The 24,044-nt window shown below is 70.4% G+C and carries 17 protein-coding genes; all 17 read right to left on the bottom strand.

Going from position 1 to position 24,044, the window contains the following annotated elements:
* The 17 genes from PcP3B5_RS19090 to PcP3B5_RS19010 all read right to left on the bottom strand — a co-directional run bounded on the left by PcP3B5_RS19090 (window position 1) and on the right by PcP3B5_RS19010 (window position 23,995).
* Window positions 1–2,709, bottom strand: coding sequence for a nitrate reductase (locus tag PcP3B5_RS19090; protein ID WP_061562141.1), 2,709 nt, complete (start codon window positions 2,707–2,709; stop codon window positions 1–3).
* A gap of 25 nt (window positions 2,710–2,734) precedes the next feature.
* Window positions 2,735–3,061 carry a nitrite reductase small subunit NirD gene (gene nirD / locus PcP3B5_RS19085; protein ID WP_009618737.1) on the bottom strand — a complete coding sequence of 109 codons (327 nt, stop codon included), beginning with the start codon at window positions 3,059–3,061 and terminating at the stop codon, window positions 2,735–2,737.
* 20 nt (window positions 3,062–3,081) lie between these two features.
* Window positions 3,082–5,532: a nitrite reductase large subunit NirB gene (nirB, locus tag PcP3B5_RS19080; protein WP_061562140.1), complete on the bottom strand. Its 2,451-nt coding sequence runs from the start codon at window positions 5,530–5,532 to the stop codon at window positions 3,082–3,084.
* A gap of 252 nt (window positions 5,533–5,784) precedes the next feature.
* A complete protein-coding gene (locus PcP3B5_RS19075; RefSeq protein ID WP_061562139.1) occupies window positions 5,785–7,455 on the bottom strand; it encodes a bifunctional protein-serine/threonine kinase/phosphatase in 1,671 nt (556 codons plus the stop codon).
* 347 nt (window positions 7,456–7,802) lie between these two features.
* Window positions 7,803–9,014 (bottom strand): nitrate/nitrite transporter, encoded by a 1,212-nt coding sequence (locus PcP3B5_RS19070; protein ID WP_058070258.1) that lies wholly within the window; start codon window positions 9,012–9,014, stop codon window positions 7,803–7,805.
* 326 nt (window positions 9,015–9,340) lie between these two features.
* Window positions 9,341–9,787: a thioesterase family protein gene (locus tag PcP3B5_RS19065; RefSeq protein ID WP_061562138.1), complete on the bottom strand. Its 447-nt coding sequence runs from the start codon at window positions 9,785–9,787 to the stop codon at window positions 9,341–9,343.
* Between the two features lie 82 nt (window positions 9,788–9,869).
* Window positions 9,870–10,562, bottom strand: coding sequence for a polysaccharide lyase family 7 protein (locus PcP3B5_RS19060; protein ID WP_009618743.1), 693 nt, complete (start codon window positions 10,560–10,562; stop codon window positions 9,870–9,872).
* A gap of 221 nt (window positions 10,563–10,783) precedes the next feature.
* Window positions 10,784–11,362 carry an ANTAR domain-containing response regulator gene (locus tag PcP3B5_RS19055; RefSeq protein ID WP_009618744.1) on the bottom strand — a complete coding sequence of 193 codons (579 nt, stop codon included), beginning with the start codon at window positions 11,360–11,362 and terminating at the stop codon, window positions 10,784–10,786.
* Window positions 11,363–11,375: 13 nt separating this feature from the next.
* Entirely contained in the window at window positions 11,376–12,572 is a 1,197-nt protein-coding gene (locus PcP3B5_RS19050) for a CmpA/NrtA family ABC transporter substrate-binding protein (protein ID WP_082816358.1), read from the bottom strand.
* Window positions 12,573–12,937: 365 nt separating this feature from the next.
* Window positions 12,938–13,762, bottom strand: coding sequence for a DUF4824 family protein (locus tag PcP3B5_RS19045; RefSeq protein ID WP_061562137.1), 825 nt, complete (start codon window positions 13,760–13,762; stop codon window positions 12,938–12,940).
* Window positions 13,762–14,835, bottom strand: coding sequence for a DUF2157 domain-containing protein (locus tag PcP3B5_RS19040; protein WP_061562136.1), 1,074 nt, complete (start codon window positions 14,833–14,835; stop codon window positions 13,762–13,764). Before PcP3B5_RS19040 ends, PcP3B5_RS19045 begins: the two co-directional genes overlap by 1 nt.
* A gap of 200 nt (window positions 14,836–15,035) precedes the next feature.
* Window positions 15,036–16,844 carry an allophanate hydrolase gene (gene atzF / locus PcP3B5_RS19035; protein ID WP_061562135.1) on the bottom strand — a complete coding sequence of 603 codons (1,809 nt, stop codon included), beginning with the start codon at window positions 16,842–16,844 and terminating at the stop codon, window positions 15,036–15,038.
* 218 nt (window positions 16,845–17,062) lie between these two features.
* Window positions 17,063–20,719: an urea carboxylase gene (gene uca / locus PcP3B5_RS19030; RefSeq protein WP_061562134.1), complete on the bottom strand. Its 3,657-nt coding sequence runs from the start codon at window positions 20,717–20,719 to the stop codon at window positions 17,063–17,065.
* Window positions 20,720–20,977: 258 nt separating this feature from the next.
* The gene (locus tag PcP3B5_RS19025; protein WP_061562133.1) at window positions 20,978–21,613 is read right to left on the bottom strand and encodes an urea amidolyase associated protein UAAP2; all 636 of its coding nucleotides are present in this window, start codon (window positions 21,611–21,613) and stop codon (window positions 20,978–20,980) included.
* 24 nt (window positions 21,614–21,637) lie between these two features.
* Window positions 21,638–22,366, bottom strand: coding sequence for an urea amidolyase associated protein UAAP1 (locus PcP3B5_RS19020; RefSeq protein WP_061562132.1), 729 nt, complete (start codon window positions 22,364–22,366; stop codon window positions 21,638–21,640).
* A 10-nt stretch (window positions 22,367–22,376) separates the two neighbouring features.
* Window positions 22,377–23,183, bottom strand: a complete 807-nt coding sequence (locus PcP3B5_RS19015; protein WP_061562131.1) for an ABC transporter ATP-binding protein — start codon at window positions 23,181–23,183, stop codon at window positions 22,377–22,379.
* On the bottom strand, window positions 23,180–23,995 hold the full coding sequence (locus PcP3B5_RS19010; RefSeq protein WP_061562130.1) for an ABC transporter permease: 816 nt from the start codon (window positions 23,993–23,995) through the stop codon (window positions 23,180–23,182). The genes PcP3B5_RS19015 and PcP3B5_RS19010 overlap by 4 nt, the downstream gene beginning before the upstream one ends.
* Window positions 23,996–24,044: the final 49 nt, after the last annotated feature.

The raw sequence follows: 24,044 nt of genomic DNA, 5'->3' as shown, positions 1-24,044 counted from the left end.
TCAGGCGTTGGCGGCGAGGGCGCCGGCTTCGCTGGCCAGCAACCGCCGTATTTCGGGAACACAGGAACCGCATTGGCTGCCGCAGCCCAGTTCGCGCTTCAGGCCGTCCAGGTCCAGGCCGCGGACGATGCCTTCGCGCACCTGGCTCAGGCGCACGTTCCTGCAGTTGCACAAGGTCTTGTCGCTGGCCGCGGCGACCTGCGCGCCGGGCGGGGCGAGCAGTTTGCGGCGCAGGTCGGCGTCGCTTTCGCCGGACAGCCACAGCGCCTTGAGCCAGTCGCTGGCGATGCCGCTGCCGGCCAGGCGCAGGCCGGCGATGCGGCCGTCTTCCAGGCGCACCCGCTTGCCCTGGACGCGGCGCGGGTCGTCGTAGGCCAGCACCGGGCCGTCGAGCAGGTCGAGCAGCGCATCGACCTGCTGCAGCCAGGCGGCGTCCGGTGCCGCGCTGGCGGCGGCGCGCACCTGCAGGGCAGGGCGCTCGCGGCCGGCCAGGGTGAAGCTGGCGTAGTCCAGGCCGTCGAACAGCGGGCGCAGCGCCTCGAAGCGTTGTTGCAGGTCGCCTTCGACCAGCGCATAGAACCGCCAGGGCAGCGCCACGGCGGCGACTTCCACGGCGGCGTGCTTGAGTTCCGGCTGCCGCGACAGCGGGTCGAAGGCCGGCAGGGTCAGGGCGTTCACCCCCAGGCCGTTGAGGAAGCGTTCGCCCCAGTGCATGGGCAGGAAGGCCTGGCCGGGCAGCAGGCCGTCGTCGGCTTGCACCGGCAGCACCAGGCTGCCGCGGCGGCTGCTCAGGCGCACCAGCTGGCCGTCTTCCAGGCGCCGCCGGCGCAGTTCCGCCGGGTGCAGGCCCAGGCAGGCTTCCTCGACGTGGCCGAAGGCGCTGGCGGCGGTGCCGGTGCGCGTCATGCCGTGCCACTGGTCGCGCAGCCGGCCGGTGTTGAGGATCAGCGGGAAGCGCGCCTCGCGGCGTTCCTTCGGCGCGCGGTAGGCCTCGGCGATGAAGCGCGCGCGGCCGTTGGCGGTGGCGAAGTTGCCGTCGGCGTAGAGGCGCTTCAGGCCCTGGCCGGCGCCTTCAGGCAGCGGCCATTGCTGCGGGCCGCGCGCATCCAGCAGGTCGTAGCTGATGCCGCCCAGGTCGAGGTCGCGACCCTGGGTGAGCGGGCGGTATTCGTCGAACAGCGCCTGGGGGGCGGCGAAGTCGAACAGGCTCGGCCGGCCGGGGCGCAGGTGGCGTTCCAGGCGGCGGGCGAAGTCGCAGGCGATGGACCAGTCGGCGCGGGCCTCGCCGGGGGTCGGCACGGCGCGGCGCACGTGGCTGACGCGGCGTTCGGAGTTGGTCACGGTGCCTTCCTTCTCGCCCCAGCTGGCGGCCGGCAGCAGCAGGTCGGCGTAGCGGCAGGTCTCGCTGGTGGCGAAGGCTTCCTGCACCACCACGAAGGGGCAGGCTGCGAGCGCTTCGCGTACCCGCGCCTGGTCCGGCAGGGATTGCGCGGGGTTGGTGCAGGCGATCCACAGGGCCTTGATGCGCCCGTCGCGCACTGCGTCGAAAAGCTCGATGGCGGTCAGCCCGGGCTGCTCCGGCAGCGCTTCGACGCCCCAGTACCGCGCGACTTCGGCGCGGTGCGCGGCATCGCCGGCGTCGCGGTGGCCGGGCAACAGGTTGGCGAGGCTGCCGGTCTCGCGGCCGCCCATGGCATTGGGCTGGCCGGTGAGGGAGAAGGGCCCGGCGCCGGGACGGCCGATCTGTCCGGTGGCCAGGTGCAGGTTGATCAGCGCGCTGTTCTTGGCGCTGCCGGCGCTGGACTGGTTCAGGCCCATGCACCACAGCGAGAGGAAGCTCGGCGCATGGCCGATCCACTGCGCGCAGCGTTGCAGGTCCTCCACGGCGATGCCGCAGATTTCCGCCACCGCCACCGGGCCGTAGTCGCGCACCAGGTTCTTCAGCTCGTCGAAGCCCTGGGTGTGCGCCTCGATGTAGGCGCGGTCCACCCAGCCTTCCCAGAGCAGCAGGTGGAGGATGCCGTGGAACAGCGCCACGTCGGTGCCGGGCTGGATCGCCAGGTGCAGGTCGGCCAGCTCGCAGGTGTCGGTGCGCCGCGGGTCGATGACGATCACCTTCATCTGCGGCCGCGCCGCCTTGGCCGCCTCCAGCCGGCGGAACAGCACCGGATGGGCGTAGGCCATGTTGCTGCCGGCGATCAGCACGCAGTCGCTCTGCTCCAGGTCCTCGTAGCAGCAGGGCGGGGCGTCGGCGCCGAGGCTGCGCTTGTAGCCGACCACCGCCGAGGACATGCACAGCCGCGAGTTGCTGTCGATGTTGTTGCTGCCGACCAGGGCGCGGGCCAGCTTGTTGAAGGCGTAGTAGTCCTCGGTCAGCAGTTGCCCGGAGACATAGAAGGCCACGCTGTCCGGGCCGTGCTCGCGGATGGTTTCGGCGAACACCCCGGCGGCGTGCTCCAGGGCGCTGTCCCAGTCCACCCGGGTGCGCGCCAGCTGCTTGCCCAGGCGCAGCTCGGGATGCAGCGCGCGGGCGGCCAGGTCGCCGGTCAGGTGCAGGCTGGAACCCTTGCTGCACAGGCGGCCGAGGTTGGCCGGGTGGTCCGGGTCGCCGCGCACGCCGAGGATGCGCTCGCCGTCGTGCTCGATCAGGACGCCGCACCCGACGCCGCAATAGCAGCAGGTGCTGGCGGTGACTTGGCGTTCGCTCATGGGGCTCTCCCGTGTCGCGGCCGCCTCAGGCGCAGGCGGCCAGGTCTTTCAGGGCCAGCAGCACGCGGCCGTTCTCCACCTTCACCGGGTGGCGGTGGGCGCAGCCGACGTCCGGGGCCACGGCGTTGCCGCTGTCCAGCTCGATCTGCCAGTTGTGCAGCGGGCAGGCCACCCGCTTGCCGAAGATCAGGCCCTGGGACAGCGGCCCGCCCTTGTGCGGGCAGCGGTCGTCGAGGGCGAAGACTTCGTCGTCGGCGGTGCGGAACAGGGCGATGTCGCCACGGGGCGCGGCGATCACGCGCGAGCCCAGCGGCTGGATGTCTTCCAGGGCGCAGATGTCTTGCCAGTTCATGGTGTGTTCTCCCAGGCCGGTCAGGCGCTTTCCAGTTGCACGAGCGGGATGCGTTCGAATTCCTGCTTCAGCCGTGGCTGCTCGATGCGCTGTTGCCACGGGTCCTGCTCCAGCGACAGGGCGTACTGCAGGCGGGCGTTGAGCGCCTTGCGGTTCTCCGCGTCCTCCAGTACGGCTTTCTTGATGTGCTCCATGCCCACGCGCTGCAGGTAGTGCACGGTGCGCTCCAGGTAGAAGGCTTCCTCGCGGTAGAGCTGGAGGAAGGCGCCGCTGTACTCGCGCACTTCGTCCGAGGTCTTGAGCTTGACGAAGAACTCCGCCACCTCGGTCTTGATCCCGCCGTTGCCGCCGATGTACAGCTCCCAGCCGGAGTCGACGCCGATGATGCCGATGTCCTTGATGCCGGCCTCGGCGCAGTTGCGCGGGCAGCCGGAGACGGCGAGCTTGACCTTGTGCGGCGACCACATGTTGAACAGGTCGTGCTCCAGGTCGATGCCCAGCTGCGTCGAGTTCTGCGTGCCGAAGCGGCAGAACTCGCTGCCCACGCAGGTCTTCACGGTGCGGATGGACTTGCCGTAAGCGTGCCCGGAGGGCATGTCGAGGTCCTTCCAGATCGCCGGCAGGTCTTCCTTCTTCACCCCCAGCAGGTCGATGCGCTGGCCGCCGGTGACCTTGACCATGGGCACCTGGTACTTGTCGGCGACGTCGGCGATGCGCCGCAGCTCGGCCGGGTTGGTCACGCCGCCCCACATGCGCGGCACCACCGAGTAGGTGCCGTCCTTCTGGATGTTGGCGTGGGCGCGTTCGTTGATCAGGCGCGACTGCGCGTCGTCCTTCGCCTCGCCCGGCCAGGTGGAGATCAGGTAGTAGTTCAGCGCCGGGCGGCAGGTGGCGCAGCCGTTGGGCGTGCTCCAGTCCATGAAGCGCATGGCCTCGGCCATGGAGGTCAGGTGGTGCTCGCGGATGGCCTTGCGCACCTGGCCGTGGTTGAGTTCGCTGCAGCCGCAGATGGCCTTCTCGCTCTTGGGCTTGACGTCCGCCGCGCCGCCCACGGTGCTGATCAGGATCTGCTCCACCAGGCCGGCGCAGGAGCCGCAGCTGCTGGCCGCCTTGGTGTGCTTCTTCACCTCGTCGACGCTGAACAGGCCGTTCTCCTGGATGGCCTTGACTATGGTGCCCTTGCACACGCCGTTGCAGCCGCATACCTCGGCGCTGTCGGGCATGCTCGCGGCGCTGCTCTGGCCCTGGTGGCCGGCGTCGCCCAGGCTGCTTTCGCCGAACATCAGGTGGTCGCGGATCTGCGCCACGTTGTGGTTCTCGCGGATCTGCCGGAAGTACCAGCCGCCGTCGGCGGTGTCGCCGTACAGGCAGGCGCCGACCAGCACGTCGTCCTTGATCACCAGCTTCTTGTAGACGCCGCCGATGGGGTCGGAGAGGGTGATGGTCTCGGTGCCTTCGCCGCCCATGAAGTCGCCGGCGGAGAACAGGTCGATGCCGGTGACCTTGAGCTTGGTCGAGACCACCGAGCCCTTGTAGCTGGCGAAGCCGAACTGGGCCAGGTGGTTGGCGCAGACCTTGGCCTGCTCGAACAGCGGCGCCACCAGGCCGTAGGCGATGCCGCGGTGGCTGGCGCACTCGCCGATGGCGTAGATGCGCGGGTCGTAGGTCTGCAGGGTGTCGTTGACCAGGATGCCGCGGTTGCAGGGGATGCCGGACTTTTCCGCCAGCTCGGTGTTGGGGCGGATGCCGGCGGCCATCACCACCAGATCGGCGGCCACCACGTCGCCGTCCTTGAACTGCACGGCGCAGACGCGGCCGTCGCCGTTGTCCACCAGCTCGTCGGTGACGGTGTTCAGGCGGAAGCGGATGCCGCGCGCCTCCAGGGCCGATTGCAGCAGCTTGCCGGCGGTACGGTCGAGCTGGCGCTCCAGCAGCCAGTCGGCGAGGTGCACCACGGTGACGTCCATGCCGCGCTGCTTGAGGCCGTTGGCCGCTTCCAGGCCGAGCAGGCCGCCGCCGATGACCACCGCGTGGCTGTGGCTTTTCGCGGTGTCGATCATGGCCTGGGTGTCGGCGATGTCGCGGTAGCCGATCACGCCCTCCAGGCGGTTGCCCGGCACCGGCAGGATGAAGGGGTTGGAGCCGGTGGCGATCACCAGACGGTCGTACTCGGCCTCGCTGCCGTCGGCGGCGTAGACCTTGCGCAGGCGGCGGTCGAGCTTCACCACCTTGCGGTCGAGCAGCAGGCGGATGCCGTTGTCGGCGTACCAGTTGAGGTCGTTGAGGACGATGTCCTCGAAGGTCTGCTCCCCGGCCAGCACCGGCGAGAGCAGGATGCGGTTGTAGTTGGGGTGGGGCTCGGCGCCGAACACGGTGATCTCGTAGAGGTCCGGGGCGATCTTCAGCAGTTCCTCGAGGGTGCGGATGCCGGCCATGCCGTTGCCGATCAGGACGAGCTTGAGCTTCTTCATGCAAGGGCTCCTGGTATCACGGAAAACAAAAAAGGCGTCCCGCCGGTTGCCCGGCGAGGACGCCTTTGTCCAAGTCCCGATCGATCGGGAAGTGCGAGCCTCTTCGTTGAGGGACGCGCTTTTGTAGATTGTTGCCAGTGCTCTTGCAGGTGCCGTGCCAGGTCGTCGGAGCGCGGATTCAGCGGGGTTTCGCGGTGCTGCCGGGGTTTTTCTGCACCGTGATGAGGCGGGCGGGTTCGAACTGGTGCGCGCTCAGTGGCGCAGCAGCCAGGCCAGCAACGCCAGGTTGAACAGCAGCGAGGCCAGCGCCAGGCCGCGCCAGAAGCGCAGCGGCTCGCGTTCCAGCAGCGGCCGCGGGCGGCTGGCCTGGCCGGCCTGGCGTTCGCCCTGTTCCAGCGCCAGCAGGGCTTGCTCGGCGGTCTCGAAGCGCTGCGCCGGGTCGGCGGCCACGGCGCGCAGCAGCCAGGCGTCGAGCCAGGCCGGCAGGTCGGGGCGGTAGCGGCTGGCCGGCGTCGGGCTGCCGAAGCGCGGGTGCTGGAAGGCTTCGATTTCGCCGTAGGGGTAGCGTTCGCAGAGCAGGCGGTAGAGGGTGACGCCGGCGGCGTAGAGGTCCTGGCGCGGCTCCGGGGCGGCGCCCTGGAAGCTTTCCGGGGCCAGGTAGGAGGGCGTGCCGGGCAACTGGTGGGCTTCGTCGCCGGACAGGCCCGGGCAGTAGGCCAGGCCGAAGTCCAGCAGGCGCAGCTCGCCGTCCTCGCCCAGGTGCAGGTTCTCCGGCTTGACGTCGCGGTGCAGGATGTTGCGCCGGTGCAGCTGGCCGAGGGCGTGCAACAGGCGCGGCGCCAGTGACTGCCATTGGGCCAGTGGCAGGGGGCCCTGGCGCAGGCGTTCGGCCAGGGTCTGCCCGGGGTATTCGCGCATCACGTAGTACAGGTGCTGACGCTGCGGCAGGCCGTGCAGCTCGGGGAAGTGGCGGCCCTGCACGCGGCGCAGGAACCATTCCTCCAGCAGCAGGGCCTGGCTGGCTTGTGGCTCGTCGTGCAGCGCAGGCGGCAGCGTCTTCAGCAGCCAGGGGCGTTGCTGGGCGTCGCGCACGCGGTAGATCAGCGATTGCCGCGACTGCGCCAGGCGCCCTTCGACCTGCCAGCCCTCGAACATCTGGCCGTGGCGCAGTTCCGGCGGCAGCGGCCAGTGCTCCAGTTGCGCCAGGGTGTCGCCCAGGCCGCTGGCGGGCAGGGCGTCGATGCGCACCAGCAGGGCGCTGGCGTTGTCCTGGCTGCCGGCCAGGTGCGCGGCCTTGACCAGGGCTTCGGCGGCACCCCGCGGTTCGCGGGCATCGGCGAGGATGCGGCGGATGCCGGCGTCGCCCAGGGTGGCCCAGACGCCGTCGCTGGCCAGCAGGAAGCTCTCGCCCTCCTGCAGCTCGCCGTCGCGGTAGTCCACCACCAGGTGCTGGTCCAGGCCCAGGGCGCGCTTGAGCACGTGCTGCATGCCCGGCTGTTCCCAGACGTGGTCCTGGGTCAGGCATTCCAGCTCGCCGTCGCGCCAGCGGTACAGGCGGCAGTCGCCGACGTGGGCGAGGGTGAAGCGCCGGCCGCGCAGGACCAGCGCGGTGAGGGTGGTGAGCAGCGGCTGGCCGCCGCCGTTGGCCTGCAGCCAGCGGTTCTGCGAGAGCAGCAGGCGGTCCAGGGCCTGGGCGATGGCCCAGGTCTCCGGGGTGGCGTAGTAGTCGCTGGCCAGCGCCTGCACGGTCAGGCACGCGGCCAGGCCGCCGTCGGCGCACTGGCTGACGCCGTCGGCCAGGGCGAACAGGTGGCCCTTGCTGGCGGCCAGGTCGGCGGGCGGGGTGACCACCCGCAGGGCATCCTGGTTTTCCGTGCGCGGGCCGGTGGCGCTGGCCTGGGCGATGGTCAGTTGCAAAGTCATGGGGGTTGCGTGCTCTTCGTAGGAGCGAGCTTGCTCGCGAAGGGGGTTGGGCTGCGGTGAATCAGGTTGACTCCGCGCCCTCACCCCAACCCTCTCCCAGAGGGAGAGGGGGCCGTTCGGAGGGGGCTGGGGGACCGTCTTCATCCTTTCACCTCGTCATTCCCGATCCGCCTTTTCAACGGCGGATAACCGCGAACGGTTATTCGCCCTATGTTCCCGCGTTCGCGGATGAGGAGTATCAGGATGACTCCAAACTCCCCACCCGCTCAGGACAGCCCCCTCTCCCTTCAGGGAGAGGGTTGGGGAGAGGGCGCTCTTACACCCGGCACCTACGCCCCAGGAAGCCTTCAAACCCGCGCCGCAGTCACCGCAGCACTGCCCCAGGTGGTACGCCAGCGCCGCTTCACCCCATGCAGGCCGAACCAGGCCAGTACGCCGAGGGCGGCGAACAGCCACAGGCCCAGCTGGTAGTCGCCGCTGGCCTGCTTGATGGCGCCCAGGCCCGCGGTCAGGCAGAAGCCGCCGATGCCGCCGGCCATGCCGATCAGCCCGGTCATCACCCCGATGCTCTGGCGGAAGCGCTGCGGCACCAGCTGGAACACCGCGCCGTTGCCGGCGCCCAGGCTGAGCATGGCGGCCACGAACAGGCCCAGGGCGGCCACCGCGTTGGGCAGGTGGAAGCCGACCGCGGCGATGCACACCGAGGCCACCGTGTACATCGCCAGCAGGCTGCGGATGCCGCCGATGCGGTCGGCCAGGGCGCCGCCCAGCGGGCGCATCAGGCTGCCGGCGAAGACGCAGGCGGCGGTGTAGTAGCCGGCGGTGACCGGGTCCAGGCCGTACTGGTCGTGGAAGTAGCCGGGCAGGGTGGCGGCCAGGCCGAGGAAGCCGCCGAAGGTCACGCTGTAGAAGAACATGAACCACCAGCTGTCGCGGTCGCCCAGGGCCTTGAGGTAGTCGCCCAGGGATTTCGGCGCCGGCCGCTCGGGGGCGTTGCGGGCGAGCAGGGCGAACACCGCCAGGGTCAGCAACAGCGGGATCAGGGCGAAGCCGAAGACGTTCTGCCAGCCGAAGGCCGCCGCCAGCACCGGGGCGAACAGGGCGGCGAACACGGTGCCGGAATTGCCCGCGCCGGCGATGCCCATGGCCTTGCCCTGGTGCTGCGGCGGGTACCACTGCGAGGCCAGCGGCAGGGCCACGGCGAAGGAGGCGCCGGCCATGCCCAGCAGCACGCCGAACAGCAGCGCCTGCTCCAGGTTGTGGATGCCCAGGCTCCAGGCGCCGGCGAGGCTGGCGATGACGATCACCTGGCCGAACAGGCCGGCGCGCCTGGGCGACCAGCGGTCGGCCAGCAGGCCCATGACGAAGCGCAGCAGCGCGCCGGAGAGGATCGGCGTTGCGACCATCAGGGCGCGCTGCTGGGTGGTCAGCTGCAGGTCGGCGGCGATCTGCACGGCCAGCGGGCCGAGCAGGTACCAGACCATGAAGCTCAGGTCGAAGTAGAGGAAGGCGGCGAACAGCGTCGGCGCGTGGCCGGCTTTCCAGAAGCTGGTGTTCATGGAGGGTACCTCGTCAGCAACGGTAGAGGGGTTCGTGGCGCCGCCGTCAGCGGCGGTCGCGCGTCTCGTTCAGGTCCCGCACACCCCTGCGCCGGGGTGAAACGAAAAAGGCGCCGCTCCGCGCACTACCCCGTGGGGCAGGTGCGGATGCGACGCCTTTGTCGTGTGAATGGGGGATCGCCGTTGATCGCCACCGCAGGTGCCACAGCAAGGGCCGGGCCAACCGCGCAGGTGACGTGGAATCGGCTACCTGACCGGCGAAACCGGCCCATGGGCGAACCAGAAAGGGGCGCCGGGGCGGACCCGGTGCCCGCCGATGGGGCGCTTCAGTCCACCCGGTTGACCGCCGGGAAGGCCGCCTTCATGGCCTCGGGCATGGGCACCACCTTGCGCTGGCGGTAGTCGAAGAACACGAAGCCGGACTTGGCCATGGCCACCAGGGTGGCGTCGGCCGGGCGGGTGATGCGGAAGATGATGTCGCCGCCGTACCTGTTGAAGTCCATCACGCCCACCTCGAACAGCAGGCGGTCGCGGGCGTGGGCCTCGGCGCGGTAGGTGGTGGCCAGGTCGGTGACGATGATGCCGGTGCCGTCCGCGCCGACGCTCTCGCTGATGCCGAAGTCGAACAGGAAGCGCGCGCGGGCCTCGGAGATCATCGAGATCATGGAGTCGTTGCCCAGGTGGCGGGCGCCGTTGATGTCGGTGACGCGGACGGTCAGCTGGGTCTGGTAGCAGAACAGTTCCTCGGGGAACTGCAGGTCGAGGCGGGCCATGGGTACCTTGCGCGAAGCGGTGGAAGAGGAGGCCGATTCTAGGCCCTGGCGGCCCGCCCGGGCAGCCTGCCGGCGGGCGATTTCAGCGGTGGGCGATGTTGATGTGGTAGAAGGTCACCCGCGCGCCCTCGTCGCTGGGGCCGTAGTTGTCGGCGATGTAGGCGCCGGCCTTGAAGTACAGCAGCTGTTTCGACCAGGTGCTGCTGAGCGCCTTGCTGTAGTAGTTCTCCGCGCCGTCGGCGCTGCGCGCGCGGATGCCCAGGTTGCCCGAGGAGGTGACGCGCAGGCTGTAGGTGACGCGCTCGCCCAGCTGCACGCCGTTGAGCAGGGGCACGTTGACCACCGCGGAGTCGTCGGGGTGGTTGCGTACCAGGGCCTCGATGCGCCCGCTCTCCTGGCCGGGGATGTAGTGGTACTGCAGCTTGACCAGCGGCTCGCCGTCGTTGCTGTAGGGCGACTTGCTGTGGATCTGGCCGATGATCACCTTGTTCTTCGACGGCACCTGTTCCACCGTCAGGGTGGCGCGCAGCTCGTTGTCGGCGGCGCGGTAGTACCAGTTGTAGATGGAGCCGTCGGGCAGCGTCTCGCGCAGTTCGCTGCGCGGGAACACGCTGTCGGAGGTGTGCGAGCCGGTGACCGGCACCCAGAAGGTCATCCGTGCGCTGTTGCGGGTGAAGAAGTGGCTCTGGTAGCCGCGGGCGATCTGCTGGGTGGTGACCTCGGTGGGCCTGGGGTCGGTGGGAACGCTGAGGTTCCAGGTACTGATGTCGAGCATGGGTGCCTCTGCTGGGCCGGCGTGCCGGCGCTGACGGGTGGGCGTCCGGGGGCCTGGCCAGGCGCGCCCACTGCGGGCTTCCGCGCAGGCGGCGGAAGCGGGTCCTGGCCCCGCCATGGCGGCGGGGCGGCGGCAGCATAGGCCGCTTCGCTCGCGGGCTGGGCCAGCAGTGGCGCTGGCGCGATGATCGCGCGGTGCCGCCGCTGGCCACTGGCCGCGGCTCAGTGGCCCAGCATCTCATGCATCGCGATGATCTGCTCGGCCACCTGCACCAGCTTCTGCTGGCGGCTCATGGCCTGGCGGCGCATCAGGGTGTAGGCCTCTTCCTCGGGGCAGCCCTTCATCTTCATCAGCAGCCCCTTGGCCAGCTCGATGCGCTTGCGTTCCACCAACTGCTGCTCGCGGGCCTGGAGCTGGGCGCGCAGGGCCTGGTCGCTCTCGAAGCGGGCCATGGCCACTTCGAGGATCGGCTGCAGGCGCTCGGCCTGGATGCCTTCGACGATGTAGGCGCTGACCCCCGAGCGGATGGCCTGGCGCATCACCTGGGGGTCGTGCTCGTCGGTGAACAGGACGATGGGGCGGGGCTGGTCGCGGCTCACCAGCACCACCTGCTCCAGCACGTCGCGGCCGGGCGAGGCGCTGTCGATGAGGATCACGTCCGGGTGCAGGGCCTGGACCCGCGCCGGCAGGTCGACGCTCAGGCCGGATTCGTCGAGCACTTCGAAACCGGCCTCGACCAGTGCGGCGCGCAGGCGCCCGACCTTGCTGGCGGTGTCGTTGATCAGCAGGATGCGCAGCATCTTCGCAGCTCCCTCAGGCGTCGTTCAGGGCGTGCAGGGCGAAGCCGCGGGCGTAGCCGGCCGGGTCCGTGCCATCCCAGGGCTTGCCGTCGAGCAGCGTCGAACTGCGCAGGCCGCGCTCGTCCACGGCGATGCCCTGGGCCTGGGCGGCTTCGCGGTACAGCGCCTGCTGCTGCACCTGCCCGGCGATGGCGAGGTAGTCCGGCTCACCGCGCAGCAGGCCCCAGCGGCGGAACTGGGTGATGAACCACAGGCCGTCGGACAGCCAGGGCTGGTTGGCCCGCCCGGCGTCGTGGAAGCGCAGCGGGTGGGCGTCCTTCCAGGCGTGGCCGAGGCCGTCCTGGTAGTGGCCGAGCAGGCGCGGCTCGATGCTCGCCAGGGGCGCGTCGAGGTAGTCGCTGCCGCTGATCAGTTGGGCGGTGCCGCGCAGGTTCGCCTCGCTGGCCTCGATGAAGCGGCTGGCGTCGAGCAGGGCCATGACCAGGGCGCGGGCGGCGTTGGGGCACTCCTCGACGAAGGCGCGGGTGGCGCCGAGGACCTTTTCCGGGTGGTCCGGCCAGATGGACTGGCTGGTGGCGACGGTGAAGCCCATGCCTTCGTCGATGGCCAGGGCGCCCCAGGGCCCGCCGGCGCAGAAGCCGTCGATGCGCCCGGCGCGCAGGTGCTCGACCATCTGCGCCGGCGGCACCACCAGGGTGTCGACGTCGCGCAGCGGGTGGATGCCCAGGCTGGCCAGCCAGTAGTAGAGCCACAGGGCGTGGGTGCCGGTGGGGAAGGTGTGCGCCAGGGTCAGCCGCGCGCCCTGGTCCAGGACCAGCCGGCGCAGGGCATCGGCGCTGGTCACGCCGTCGCGCTGCAGGGCGGCGGAGAGGTTGATCGCCTGGCCGTTCCGGCACAGGCCCATGAGCACCGCCATGTCGGTGGCCGGCACCCCGCCGATGCCCAGCTGCACGCCGTAGACCAGCCCGTACAGGCAATGGGCGGCATCCAGCTGGCCACCGAGCAGGCCGTCGCGGAGCATGGCCCAGGAGCCCTGGCGGTGCAGGTTGAGCGTCAGCCCGTAGGGCTGGGCGAAGCCCTGGGTGGCCGCGACTATCAGCGAGGCGGCGTCGCTCAGGGCCATGAAGCCCAGGTCGAGCACGCTCTTTTCTGGTGCATCGGAGCCCGCGACCCAGGCCAGTGGGTGCAGTTCGGCGGTCATGTCGGTCATCGCTACCTCGGGGCAAAAAGGCGCCGCTTCGCCCCGCGCCAGGCGGGTGGGCGAAGGAACGCCGGTGTCGGTGGACGACCCGCCGTTGGGCCGTGCCGCAGAAGCTCTAGCAAGGGCAGTGCCAGGGGCAAGGACAGCGCCAGGCTACCGCCAGGGCATAAAGAAGCCCCGCCGGACGGCGGGGCTGGGAGGCAGGGAGCAATCCTCGAGAGGCTACAACTGGCACGGGCTCCGTCGCGGATATCGGCAGGGCCTGTATTCCACCTTAGTCACCCGGCCATGGAGCGCAATGTTCAATAGGTACTAGGCCCAAAGTCCTAGATGGCACCTGGCCATGCCTCTTCGCGGGGCGTGGCGGTGGCCGCTCAGCGCGCCTGGATCTGTTCTATCCACGGCTCCAGGCGTTGGCCGAAGGCCACCTCGGCGCCGAAGGGCTGCGGCTGCTCCTGGGCCGCGCGCTGTTCGGCGCGCGGGGCCAGGCCCTCCAGTTCGTCGTGCCAGCGCTGCGGCACGTTGAGCGCGCGCACGCCTTCGGTGCTGGCACTGCCGCCCAGGGCCCAGGCGCGGTTGCGGTACAGCGAGATGGGCCGCACCTGGCCGTGGACGATGGCGTAGTGCTGGCGGTCCGGGTACTGCTGGCGCAGGGCCTGCAGGTCGGTGCCGGCGTCGGCCAGGAACAGCCGGCTGGCGCGCTGTTCCTCGTTGTCCAGGGCGCTGCGCTGGAAGTCGCGCTCACTCTTCAGGTGCACGTCGTCGGGGCTGGCGGCCAGGCGTTTTTCCGCCTGGGCCAGGCGCTCGCGGGCCAGGGCCAGCTCGCGCTGGTACAGCGGGCCGTCCAGTTCCAGCACCAGCAGGGCGTCGCGGGCCTGCTGGCGGTCGAAGGCCAGGGCGCTGTCGCGGTCGACCTTGTCCGGCACCCGGAAGCCCAGTGCGCGCATGGTCTCCAGCGGAATGCGCGGGGCCCAGGCGGCAGTGGCCTCGTCGCCGGGGATGCGCCACAGCAGGCGCAGGCTCACGCCGCTGTTCTCGCGGTGCCAGTCGCTGTTGCGCTGCAGCTCGCGTTCGCTGAGGTTCAGGCGGCTGTCCGGCTCGCCGCTGCGGTTCCAGGCCGCGGCGCCGAGGGCGGCGGCGTTGCTCAGCAGGATCAGGCCCAGGCCCAGCAGCAGTCCGTGGTTGCGGGTGATGTTCATCACAGGCGTCCTCCCAGCAGGCCGTGGGCGTTGCGCAGGTAGCGCAGGAACAGCAGGATCAGCACCGCCGCCACGCCCAGGGCGAGGAAGAACAGGTACTTGGGCAGCACCTCCCACCACCAGTCGTAGAACTTGGTGAAGAGGAAGATGACGAAGAACGCCAGCCCCGTGTTGACCACCTCCGGCCACTCGCGGTGCGCGCCCAGCCAGATGGCCGCGGCGGCGCAGACGAAGCCGAGCACCTGGTACAGCCCCTCGATGCGGTGCGGGGCGAAGGGCAGGTAGCTGCCGTTGCCCCAGTTGGCCAGCACCAGCATGGGCACGAACAGCGCCAGCAGGCCGAACACCCGGTACAGCGCGGCGAAGCCGTCGAAGCGGCGCTGCTCGAACAGCAGCGGCACCAGGAACACCAGCACGGCGGCGGGGAAGAAGTTCTCCGGGCGCTCGCCCGCGTCCAGCCAGTAGACGCCGCCCCAGGTGCCGAAGCGCGCGGCGATGAAGCCCATCAGGCAGAGCAGCCCGGCACCCAGCAGCAGCCGCGCGTCGCACAGGTAGGCCAGCAGCAGGGCGTAGGCCGCCCAGGGCAGCAGGGCGCGCTCGGACGGAGTGATGTTGAAGATCTGCCCGAGCATGCTGATGTTCAGCACCAGCGCGGCGAAGGCCAGCATGGCCGCCAGCTTGGCGAAGTAGCCGGAGGCGTCGCGGCGTTGCAGCCAGAAGGTGGCCAGCAGGGTGATCACCGAAGCGCCGACGAGGATGCCCACCTGCACGGCTTCGCCGAACAGGCCCCAGAACTGGTAGAAGAGGAAGAACAGGCTGGCGGCCAGGGCCAGCGCGCCGAGGAAGGAGGCGATGCGCATGCCCAGGGACAGGCGGCTGTCCTGGCTGTCGCGGTCGATGTCGAACTGCTCGCGGTATTCGTCCAGCAGGCGCAGGTGGTGCGCCTGTAGGCCCTCGCGCTGGGCCGCGTCCAGGCTCAGCGCGCCTTCCTCGCCCAGGCGCTGCAGCTCGCGGGTGAAGGCGTGGATGTCATCGACGCGCTGCTGGGCGTCGTGATGGCTGAGCGTGGGCATGGCGCACCTCGTAGGAGCAACTGTCTTGCCGACTGCACCGAAGCGCTTTTCGTAGGATGGGTTGAGCGAAGCGATACCCATCATCACGGCAGCATGGGTTTCGCAGGCTCAACCCATCCTACGAGTGCGTTCATCCGGTGGAGTGGGGCCGGTCACTTTTCCACTCTAGCGACTCCCGCGGCGGCTCTCCACTGCGGCGCTCAGCCGCGGCTGGCCAGCCAGGCGCGCCAGCCGCCGAAGGCGCTGATGTCCTCGGCGCCGGCCAGGCCCCAGGCGTCGCAGATGAAGCCGGTTTCCCAGCTGCCGTCGGCCAGTTCCACCTTGCCCAGGCCCAGCGGCGCCGGGATGCCGCTGAGGAAGGAGCCCAGTTCGGCGCTGGGCAGTTCCCAGACTTCCACTTCGACGGCCACGCCGCCCTCGGCCACCCGCAGCATGCCCGGGCGCAGCGGCGGGCCGCCGGCCAGGGCGTAGAGCCTGTAGGCCGGCGCGCTGCGGGTGGCCTGCAGCAGGCGCGCGCCGCGCTGGCGCAGCTGCCAGTTGAGCGCCAGGCCGTCCAGGTGCGCGCCGCACACCACCAGGCGCGTGCGGTCGTTGCGCGCCGGGGCCTTGGGCGCCGGGTCGGCCGGGGCGTTGCCGCCGACCAGGGGCAGGGTGCTGGCGCGCTGCAGGGCATCGCCCAGGCCGAGCAGGTACTGGTCGCTGAAGGCGCGGCCGAACAGCGTCAGGCCCCAGGGCAGGCCGTTGTCCATGAAGGCGCTGGGCAGGGCCAGGGCGGCGTAGTCCAGCAGGTTCATGAAGTTGGTGTAGTAGCCCAGCTCGGCGTTGCGCAGCACCGGTTCGGCGTGCAGTTCGGCGAGGCTGACGGGGCGGCCGATGGTCGGGGTGAGCACGCAATCCAGCCCGGCCATGATGGCGTCGCAGCGCGCCTTGAGCGCCTGCAGGCGGTACTGGGCGCGGAACAGTTCCACGGCGCTGGCCGCCGGGGCTTTCTCCAGCACGGCGCGGATCACCGGCAGCACGGCGTCGGGCTCGCGTTCGATCAGCTCGCCGGCGACGCTGTAGCGCTCCGCCACCCAGGGGCCTTCGTAGAGCAGGCGGGCAGCTTCGAGGAAGGGCGCGAAGTCGATCTCCACCGGCGTGCCGCCGATGCCGCGCAGTTGCTCAATGGCCTGGGCGAAGAGCGCCGGGCCTTCCGCGCAGCCGAAGAATTCCAGGTCCCGGGCGCGCGGTACGCCGAAGCGGAAGGGGCGCGGCGCACCGAAGGCGCTGCCGTCGTTCCACGCCGGGTTGGCGCGGCTGTAGGCGTCCAGCGGGTCGTGGCGGGCGCTCAGGGCGAGCAGTTCGCTGGCCTCGGCCGCCGTGGCGCTGAAGTAGCTGATGCAGTCGAGGGTACGGCAGGCCGGCACCAGGCCGTGGTTGGACAGCAGGCCCTTGCTCGGCTTGAGCCCCACCAGGTTGTTCAGCGCCGCCGGCACGCGGCCGGAGCCGGCGGTGTCGGTGCCCAGGGCGAAGCTCGCCACGCCCAGCGCCACGGCCAGCGAGGAGCCGGCGCTGGAGCCGCCGGAGGGGTAGTCGGCCAGCACGCTGTTGCGGCATTCGCCGTAGGGCGAGCGGGTGCCGTTGAGGCCGGTGGCGAACTGGTCGAGGTTGGTCTTGCCCAGGGGCACGGCGCCCAGCTCGACCAGCCGCTGCACCAGCGTCGCCGACGCTTGTGGGGTATAGGCGAAGGCCGGGCAGGCGGCGGTGGTGGGGATGCCGGCCAAGTCGATGTTGTCCTTGATGGCGAAGGGGATGCCGTACAGCGGCAGCTCGTCGGGCGAGCGGCCGTCCAGCGCGGCCAGGTAGGGCTCAAGTTCCGCCGGGGTGAGCAGGTGGATGAACAGGTGGTAGTCCGGGTTCAACGCGGCGGCCCGGTCGCGCAGTTGGGCGATCAGCTGGCGCGGGGTGGCGCGGCCTTCGCGGTAGGCGGCGCGGAGGGTGGCGAGGCGGAGGTCGAAGGTGTGGGGCATGCTCGGGATTCCAGTTCGGGGCCGGCAACCCTCTCCCCGGCCCTCTCCCTGAAGGGAGAGGGGGAAGAGCGGCCCGGCGCGATGTCGGGTTCAAATCACGGGCTGGACCGTGGTTTCAGGATGAATCGAATCTCTATCCCTGCTCCGGACAGCCCCCTCTCCCGCTTGCGGGAGAGGGTTGGGGAGAGGGGCTCTTTGCTCTTGCTTGGCACGCCCGCTCAACCCTCCTCCAGCACCACCACCCGCTGCCCCGCCCGCACCGGCGAGCCGGGCTGCACGCGGACCTCGCGGACCACGCCGTCGCGCGGGGCGGTCAGGGGGATCTCCATCTTCATCGACTCGAGGATCACCAGGGTGTCGCCGGCCTTGACGCTGGCGCCCTCGCTCACCTGCACCTGCCAGAGGTTGCCGGCGACGTGGCTTTCGATGGCGTGCTGGCCGGCGCCCAGGGGCGCGTCCTCGCCCAGCTCGGGGGCGACTTCCTCGCTCTCGAAGTGGGCCTGGCCGGAGGCGATCCAGCGTTGCCGCTCGGCGTCGAAGGCGGCGCGCTGGTGGCTGCGGAAGGCCTCGATGCCGTCCGCCTCGCGGGCCAGGAAGGCCTGGTAGTCGGCCAGGCGCAGCTCGCTTTCCTCGATGCGCAGCGGGTAGCGGCCCAGCGGGAAGTCGCGGCGGATGCGCAGCAGCTCCTCCGCGCTCACCGGGTAGAAGCGGATCTGGTCGAAGAAGCGCAGCAGCCAGGGCTTGCCGGCGAAGGCCTCGACCTCGCGGTAGCGGTTCCACATCTGCAGGGTGCGGCCGACGAACTGGTAGCCGCCGGGGCCTTCCATGCCGTACACGCACAGGTAGGCGCCGCCGATGCCCACGGAGTTCTCGGCGGTCCAGGTGCGCGCCGGGTTGTACTTGGTGGTGACCAGGCGGTGGCGCGGGTCCAGCGGGGTGGCCACCGGCGCGCCGAGGTAGACGTCGCCCAGGCCCATGACCAGGTAGCTGGCCTCGAACACCGTGCGGTACACCGCCTGCAAGTCCGGCAGCTCGTTGATGCGGCGGATGAACTCCAGGTTGCTCGGGCACCAGGGGGCGTCCTTGCGCACCGTGGTCATGTATTTCTCGATGGCCAACTGGCAGGCCGGGTCGTCCCAGGACAGCGGCAGGTGGACGATCCGCGAGGGCACCTTGAGGTCGCGTGCCGCGCAGACTTCGTCCCACAGCCCGGCGACCGTCTCCAGCAGCTGCGCCAGGGGCAGCGTCTCGGGCTGGTAGTGCACCTGCAGCGAGCGGATGCCCGGGGTGAGGTCGATCACGCCGGGCAGCGCCAGGGCCTCCAGCGCCTGCATCAGTGCGTGGGCGCGGAAGCGCAGCACCAGGTCCAGCTCGGGTTGGCCGATTTCCAGCAGCAGGTGGGTGTCGCCGGCCAGGCGGGCGAGCAGGCGGGTGTCATCGCGGCCGAGGTCGAGGACGATGGGCGAGCTTGGCTCGGTTGCTCTTGTAGGAGCGAGGGGGGCGCCCCAGCCCTTGCTCGCGAACCCGGTGCCGAGCTGTTCGCGAGCAAGCTCGCTCCTACGAAGAGCGCGATATTCCGCGGATTGGGAGAGAGCCAGTTCGCGAGCGGTGGCGATATCGACCGGCTCGAAGCGCACCTTGTCGCCGGCCTTGAGCTGGCCGAGCTGCCAGAGGTCGGCCTCGATCACCGTCACCGGGCAGACGAAGCCGCCCAGGCTGGGGCCGTCGGGGCCGAGGATCACCGGCATGTCGCCGGTGAAGTCCACCGCGCCGATGGCGTAGGGGTTGTCGTGGATGTTCGACGGGTGCAGGCCGGCCTCGCCGCCGCTGTCGCGCACCCATTCCGGCTTCGGCCCTATCAGGCGCACGCCGGTGCGGCTGGAGTTGAAGTGGACTTCCCAGTCGGTGGCGAAGAAGGTGCGGATGTACGCCGGGGTGAAGTATTCCGGCGCGCCGTGGGGGCCGTAGATCACCCGGATGCGCCGCAGCGCCGGCAGCTCGCTGCGCAGTTCGGCGGGCAGGCTGGCGCCGTGGCGGGCGTCGGCGAGCGGCGCCAGGTGCAGCACGTCGCCGGCGCGCAGGGCGCGGCCGCCGTGGCCGCCGAACTGGCCGAGGGTGAAGGTGCTTTTGCTGCCCAGGTAGTCCGGCAGTTGCAGGCCGCCGCGCAGGCACAGGTAGCTGCGCGCGCCGGCCCCGGCGATGGCGCCGAGGCTCAGGGTGGAGCCGGCGGGCACGAACAGGCTGGTGTCCATGGGCTGCTCGCGGCCGTCCAGTTGCACGGCCAGCGGCGCACCGGTCACGGCCACCACCGCGTCGGTGTTGAAGCGCAGGCTCGGGCCGCTGAGGGTGATCTCCAGCGCCGCCGCGCCTTCCGGGTTGCCCAGCAGGCGGTTGCCCAGGCGCAGCGCGCGGTCGTCCATCGGCCCCGACGGCGGCACGCCCACGGCCCAGTAGCCTAGGCGGCCGGGGTAATCCTGCACGCTGGTCTGGGTGCCGGCGCCCAGCACCTCGAAAGTGTCGGCGCGGTAGCGCAGGCCCTCCAGGCAGCGCGTCCAGGGCGAGCCGCTGGCGAAGGGCGCGTCGGCGATGATCTGGCGCAGGTAGGCGCGGTTGCTTTCCACGCCGTACAGCCGGGTGTCCGCCAGGGCGTGGTCGAGGGCGGCGCCGGCTTCGGCGCGGCTGGGCGCCCAGGCGATCAGCTTGGCGATCATCGGGTCGAAGTAGGGCGGTATCTCGCAGCCGGCTTCCACCCAGGTGTCGATGCGCAGGGCCCGGCCGTCGGCCGGCGGGAAGCGCACGGCGGTGAGCAGGCCGGGGCTGGGCTGGAAGTCGCGGCCCGGGTCCTCGGCGTACAGGCGCGCCTGAATGGCGTGGCCGCTGGGCTTGAGCGCGGCGGCCAGTTCGGCCAGCGGCGGCAGGCAGCCGGCGGCCAGTTCGATCATCCAGCGCACCAGGTCGACGCCCCAGACCTGCTCGGTGACGCCGTGCTCCACCTGCAGGCGGGTGTTCACTTCGAGGAAGTAGAAGCGTTCGGCCTCGCTGTCGTAGACGAATTCCACGGTGCCGGCGCTGCGGTAGCTGACCGCTTTGGCCAGTTGGATGGCCGCCGCGCAAAGCGCGTCGGCCATGCCCGTCGGCAGGTTCGGCGCCGGGGTTTCCTCCAGCACCTTCTGGTTGCGCCGCTGCACCGAGCAGTCGCGCACGCCGAGGGCGATGACCTCGCCGGCGCCGTCGCCGAACACCTGCACTTCCAGGTGGCGGGCGCGCTGGATGTATTTCTCGATGAACACCCCGGCATCGCTGAAGTTGTTCTGCCCCAGGCGTTTCACCGCGTCGAAGGCTTCGCCCAGCTCTTGCGCCGAGCGGCACACGCGCATGCCGATGCCGCCGCCGCCGGCGGTGCTCTTGAGCATCACCGGGTAGCCCACGCGTTCGGCGGCGGCGAGGGCGGCGTCGAGGCTTTCCAGCAGGTCGGTGCCTTCGAGCAAGGGCACGCCCTGTTCGCGGGCCAGGGCGCGGGCGGTGTGCTTCAGGCCGAACAGCCGCAGCTGTTCCGGCGTCGGGCCGACGAAGGCAATGCCGGCGGCTTCGCAGGCCTCGGCGAAGGCGGCGTTCTCGGAAAGGAAGCCGTAGCCGGGGTGGATGGCCTGGGCGCCGCTGGCGCGGGCGGCGGCGAGGATCTTGTCGACCGCGAGGTAGGTGCCGGCGGCGGGGCCGGCGCCCAGTTCGAAGGCTTCGTCGGCCTGCTGCACGTGCAGGCTGGCGGCGTCGGCCTCGGCGTAGACCGCCACGCCGCCCACGCGCAGTTCACGAAGCGTCCGCAGGATGCGGCAGGCGATGGCGCCGCGGTTGGCGATCAGGAGCTTGTCGAACATGAGGAAGTCCCCATGGGGTGGCGGGCCGTCCCGCCGTCAGTCGGTGCGCACCACGGTCGTCCGTGGTGGAAACAGGTTCCATAGGATGGGTTGAGCGAAGCGATACCCATCAATCGCCGGAGGATTCGCGATGGGTTTCGCGGGGCTCAACCCATCCTACGGGGGCTCCGTGCAGGCATTGTCCCGAACGGCTCTGGCACAGCAGGAACAGCCAGCGCCGTACCGCTTGCAGCCTGCCGCTTGCTGCTTGCGGCTGCTTCAGTCCCATACCAGCAACTCCGCCGGCGTCGGGTTCCAGCCGTTGCAGGGGTTGTTCAGTTGCGGGCAGTTGGAGATCAGCACGATGACGTCCATGTGCGCGAGCAGCTCGACGTACTTGCCGGCGGCGGAGATGCCGTCCTCGAAGGTCAGGCCGCCCTCGGCGGTGACCGGCACGTTCATGAAGAAGTTGATGTTGTGGCTGATGTCGGCCTTGCCCAGGCGCCCGTCGTGCAGGGCCGCGCGCAGGAAGTTGTCGCGGCAGCTGTGCATGTAGCGCTTGTCCAGGGCGTAGCGCACCGTGTTGCTTTCCTGGGCGCAGGCGCCGCCGAGGGTGTCGTGGCGGCCGCAGGTGTCGGCGACGATGCTCAGCATCGGGTTGCCGAGGTTGGAATAGAGCACGCTGCCGGCGCTGAGGTAGACGCTGCCCTGTTTGCGCAGGGTGCGCTGCACGTCGTAGCGCTCGCGTGGGTTGCGCGCGTTGTAGAACAGGGTGTCGACCGCCTGGTTGCCTTCCAGGTCGAGGATGCGCAGGGTCTGGCCGGCCTTGAGTTCGCTCAGGCTGGGTTCGCCGGCATTGATGAGAGTGCGCGAGACGGCGGCTTCGGGGTGCTTGGCGCTGTGGCTGATGGGCATGCAAGTGTCCTCTGTCTTTTCCAATCAGATGAACAGGCGTTCGGTGTTGTGGAAGCCGCGGCCGTTCTCCGGCCGCGAAGTGCGGCAGAGCACGCTGATGCCGTCGGATTCGACCTTGTGCCAGGACAGGCCGATGGGCTTGGGCGCGTAGCGCGGGTTCGGGTCCATGGGGTGCTGCAGCGCGGTGAGCACCACCAGGGTGTCCATCGGCGCGTACAGCTCGACGTAGTCGCCGGCCTTGGAGTTGCCCTCGACGAAGCGGAAGCAGCCGTCGGCGTCGACGTCCACGCGGCTGAACAGGTTCAGGCACATCAGCAGGTCCTGCAGGCGCATGTCCCACTTGCCCATTTCCACCAGCAGGTTGTCCGCGCCGTTGCGGTGGAAGCCGTTGCGCAGTTCCTGGTAGCGGCCCTGGCCGTACTTCTCCAGCACTTCGGCGGCGTTGAGCACGCCGCCGAAGCTGTCGTGCCAGCCGCAGGTGTCGGCGCTGATGGCCGCCAGCACCCGGCCCATGTCCGAGTACAGGCAGTGGCCGGCAGTGAGCTTGGCGGTGTGCTGGGCCTTGAGGCTGTCCGGCAGGTTCAGCCGCTCGCTTTTCTCCTGGGCGTTGAACAGCAGCAGGCTGACGTTGCCGCCGCCTTCGAGGTCGGTCAGGCGCAGCAACTGGCCGCGCTTGAGGACGAAGGAGGTGTGGCCGCCGCCGGGGACGGTTTCCTCGTAGAGGGTGGGGCGCAGGGCGAGGGATGCGGTCATGGGGGTTTCCTCAGTAGGCCGGGGTGATCACCGGCGCGGCCGGCTGCTCCAGGCGCGCCGCCAGGGGCGCGGGGAGGGCGGCGCGGGCCGCGCGGCGGTCGGCGTTGAGCGGGATGTCGTAGGTGATGCGGGCGCCGTAGGCGTTGGGCGCCTGCGGGTCGTGGCGGACCTTGTCGAAGACCAGCAGGCGGGTGCCCAGGCTGAAGCCCTCGGACAGGTCGTGGGTGACCATGAACACGGTCAGCTGGGTTTCCCGCCAGAGCTGCAGCAGCAGTTCGTGCATGTCCTTGCGGATGCCCGGGTCGAGGGCGCCGAAGGGTTCGTCGAGCAGCAGCACGCGCGGCTTCATCACCAGCGCCTGGGCGATGGCCAGGCGCTGCTGCATGCCGCCGGAGAGCGCGCTGGGGTACTTGTCCAGGGCATGGCCGAGGCCGACCTTGCGCAGCAGTTCGGCGGCCTGTGCGCGGGCCTCGCGGCGGGCCGCGCCGAACAGCCGGCCGAGCAGTTTCGAGCGCGGCAGCTCCAGGCCCAGGGCGACGTTGTCGAGCACGCTCAGGTGCGGGAACACCGAGTAGCGCTGGAACACCACGCCGCGGCTCGGGTCGGGTTCGGCGGCCAGGCGCTTGCCGTCCAGCAGCAGCTCGCCGCGGCTGGGGCGTTCCTGGCCCAGCAGCAGGCGCAGGAAGGTGGACTTGCCGCAGCCGGAGGCGCCGACCAGGGTGCAGAACTCGCCTTCGGCGACGCGCAGGTTCAGGCGTTCGAGGATCACGTTGTCGGCGTATTCCTGCCAGACGTTGTTCACGTCGATGAAGCTCATGCCTTGCCTCCTTCGTACCAGGGGAAGGCGCGCCGGGTGAGCACGCGCAGGGCCCAGTCCATCAGCCAGGCGAGCAGGGTGATCCAGGCCACGTAGGGCAGGATCACGTCCATGGCCAGGTAGCGGCGCACGAGGAAGATGCGGTAGCCCAGGCCGTCGGTGGCGGCGATGGCCTCGGCGGCGATGAGGAACAGCCAGGCCGAGCCGAGCATCAGCCGCAGCGAGACCAGCAGGCGCGGCAGCAGTTGCGGCAGCATCACGCGCAGGATCAGCGTCCAGGTGCTGGCGCCGAGGGTCTGCGCCTTGATCAGCAGCTCGTTGGGGATTTCCCGGGCGCGCTGCTCGATGTCGCGGGCGATGCAGGGGGCGACGCCGATGACGATCAGCACCACCTTGGACAGCTCGCCGAGGCCGAAGACGATGAACAGCACCGGCAATATCGCCAGCGGCGGGATCATCGACAGCACCGTGAGCAGCGGCGACAGCGGCGCGCCGAACAGCGGCACGCTGCCGGCGGCGATGCCCAGCACCAGGCCGAGCAGGGCGGCGATGCCCAGGCCCAGGCCGAGGCGCTGCAGGCTGGCGCCGGTGTCGCCCCAGAACAGCACTTCGCCGGTGCGCTTGTCTTCGTGCAAGGCCAGGCGCTGGACGGCGTCGGCCATCTGCGCGACGCCGGGCAGCAGCTTGTCGTTGGGGTTCTCCGCCAGCCGCGCCGCCGAGCCGGTGAGGTAGGCGAACAGCAGCAGGGCGAAGGGCAGCAGCACCAGGAACAGGCGGCCGCCGCGCTGGGGGTGGAGGTTGATCAGGCGCATGGTTCCCTACCTGTTTTTCATTGGGTTCCCGCGTTCGCGCACTGCTGTC

Source organism: Pseudomonas citronellolis, assembly GCF_001586155.1.
Taxonomy (GTDB): domain Bacteria; phylum Pseudomonadota; class Gammaproteobacteria; order Pseudomonadales; family Pseudomonadaceae; genus Pseudomonas; species Pseudomonas citronellolis.
This window is presented reverse-complemented; position numbering and strand designations above follow the sequence as displayed.

Excerpts from the sequence above, each read along its gene's own strand:
- PcP3B5_RS19090 (WP_061562141.1), bottom strand. The coding sequence starts at position 2,709 with ATGAGCGAACGCCAAGTCACCGCCAGCACCTGCTGCTATTGCGGCGTC.
- nirD (WP_009618737.1), bottom strand. The coding sequence starts at position 3,061 with ATGAACTGGCAAGACATCTGCGCCCTGGAAGACATCCAGCCGCTGGGC.
- nirB (WP_061562140.1), bottom strand. The coding sequence starts at position 5,532 with ATGAAGAAGCTCAAGCTCGTCCTGATCGGCAACGGCATGGCCGGCATC.
- PcP3B5_RS19075 (WP_061562139.1), bottom strand. The coding sequence starts at position 7,455 with ATGACTTTGCAACTGACCATCGCCCAGGCCAGCGCCACCGGCCCGCGC.
- PcP3B5_RS19070 (WP_058070258.1), bottom strand. The coding sequence starts at position 9,014 with ATGAACACCAGCTTCTGGAAAGCCGGCCACGCGCCGACGCTGTTCGCC.
- PcP3B5_RS19065 (WP_061562138.1), bottom strand. The coding sequence starts at position 9,787 with ATGGCCCGCCTCGACCTGCAGTTCCCCGAGGAACTGTTCTGCTACCAG.
- PcP3B5_RS19060 (WP_009618743.1), bottom strand. The coding sequence starts at position 10,562 with ATGCTCGACATCAGTACCTGGAACCTCAGCGTTCCCACCGACCCCAGG.
- PcP3B5_RS19055 (WP_009618744.1), bottom strand. The coding sequence starts at position 11,362 with ATGCTGCGCATCCTGCTGATCAACGACACCGCCAGCAAGGTCGGGCGC.
- PcP3B5_RS19050 (WP_082816358.1), bottom strand. The coding sequence starts at position 12,572 with ATGACCGACATGACCGCCGAACTGCACCCACTGGCCTGGGTCGCGGGC.
- PcP3B5_RS19045 (WP_061562137.1), bottom strand. The coding sequence starts at position 13,762 with ATGAACATCACCCGCAACCACGGACTGCTGCTGGGCCTGGGCCTGATC.
- PcP3B5_RS19040 (WP_061562136.1), bottom strand. The coding sequence starts at position 14,835 with ATGCCCACGCTCAGCCATCACGACGCCCAGCAGCGCGTCGATGACATC.
- atzF (WP_061562135.1), bottom strand. The coding sequence starts at position 16,844 with ATGCCCCACACCTTCGACCTCCGCCTCGCCACCCTCCGCGCCGCCTAC.
- uca (WP_061562134.1), bottom strand. The coding sequence starts at position 20,719 with ATGTTCGACAAGCTCCTGATCGCCAACCGCGGCGCCATCGCCTGCCGC.
- PcP3B5_RS19025 (WP_061562133.1), bottom strand. The coding sequence starts at position 21,613 with ATGCCCATCAGCCACAGCGCCAAGCACCCCGAAGCCGCCGTCTCGCGC.
- PcP3B5_RS19020 (WP_061562132.1), bottom strand. The coding sequence starts at position 22,366 with ATGACCGCATCCCTCGCCCTGCGCCCCACCCTCTACGAGGAAACCGTC.
- PcP3B5_RS19015 (WP_061562131.1), bottom strand. The coding sequence starts at position 23,183 with ATGAGCTTCATCGACGTGAACAACGTCTGGCAGGAATACGCCGACAAC.
- PcP3B5_RS19010 (WP_061562130.1), bottom strand. The coding sequence starts at position 23,995 with ATGCGCCTGATCAACCTCCACCCCCAGCGCGGCGGCCGCCTGTTCCTG.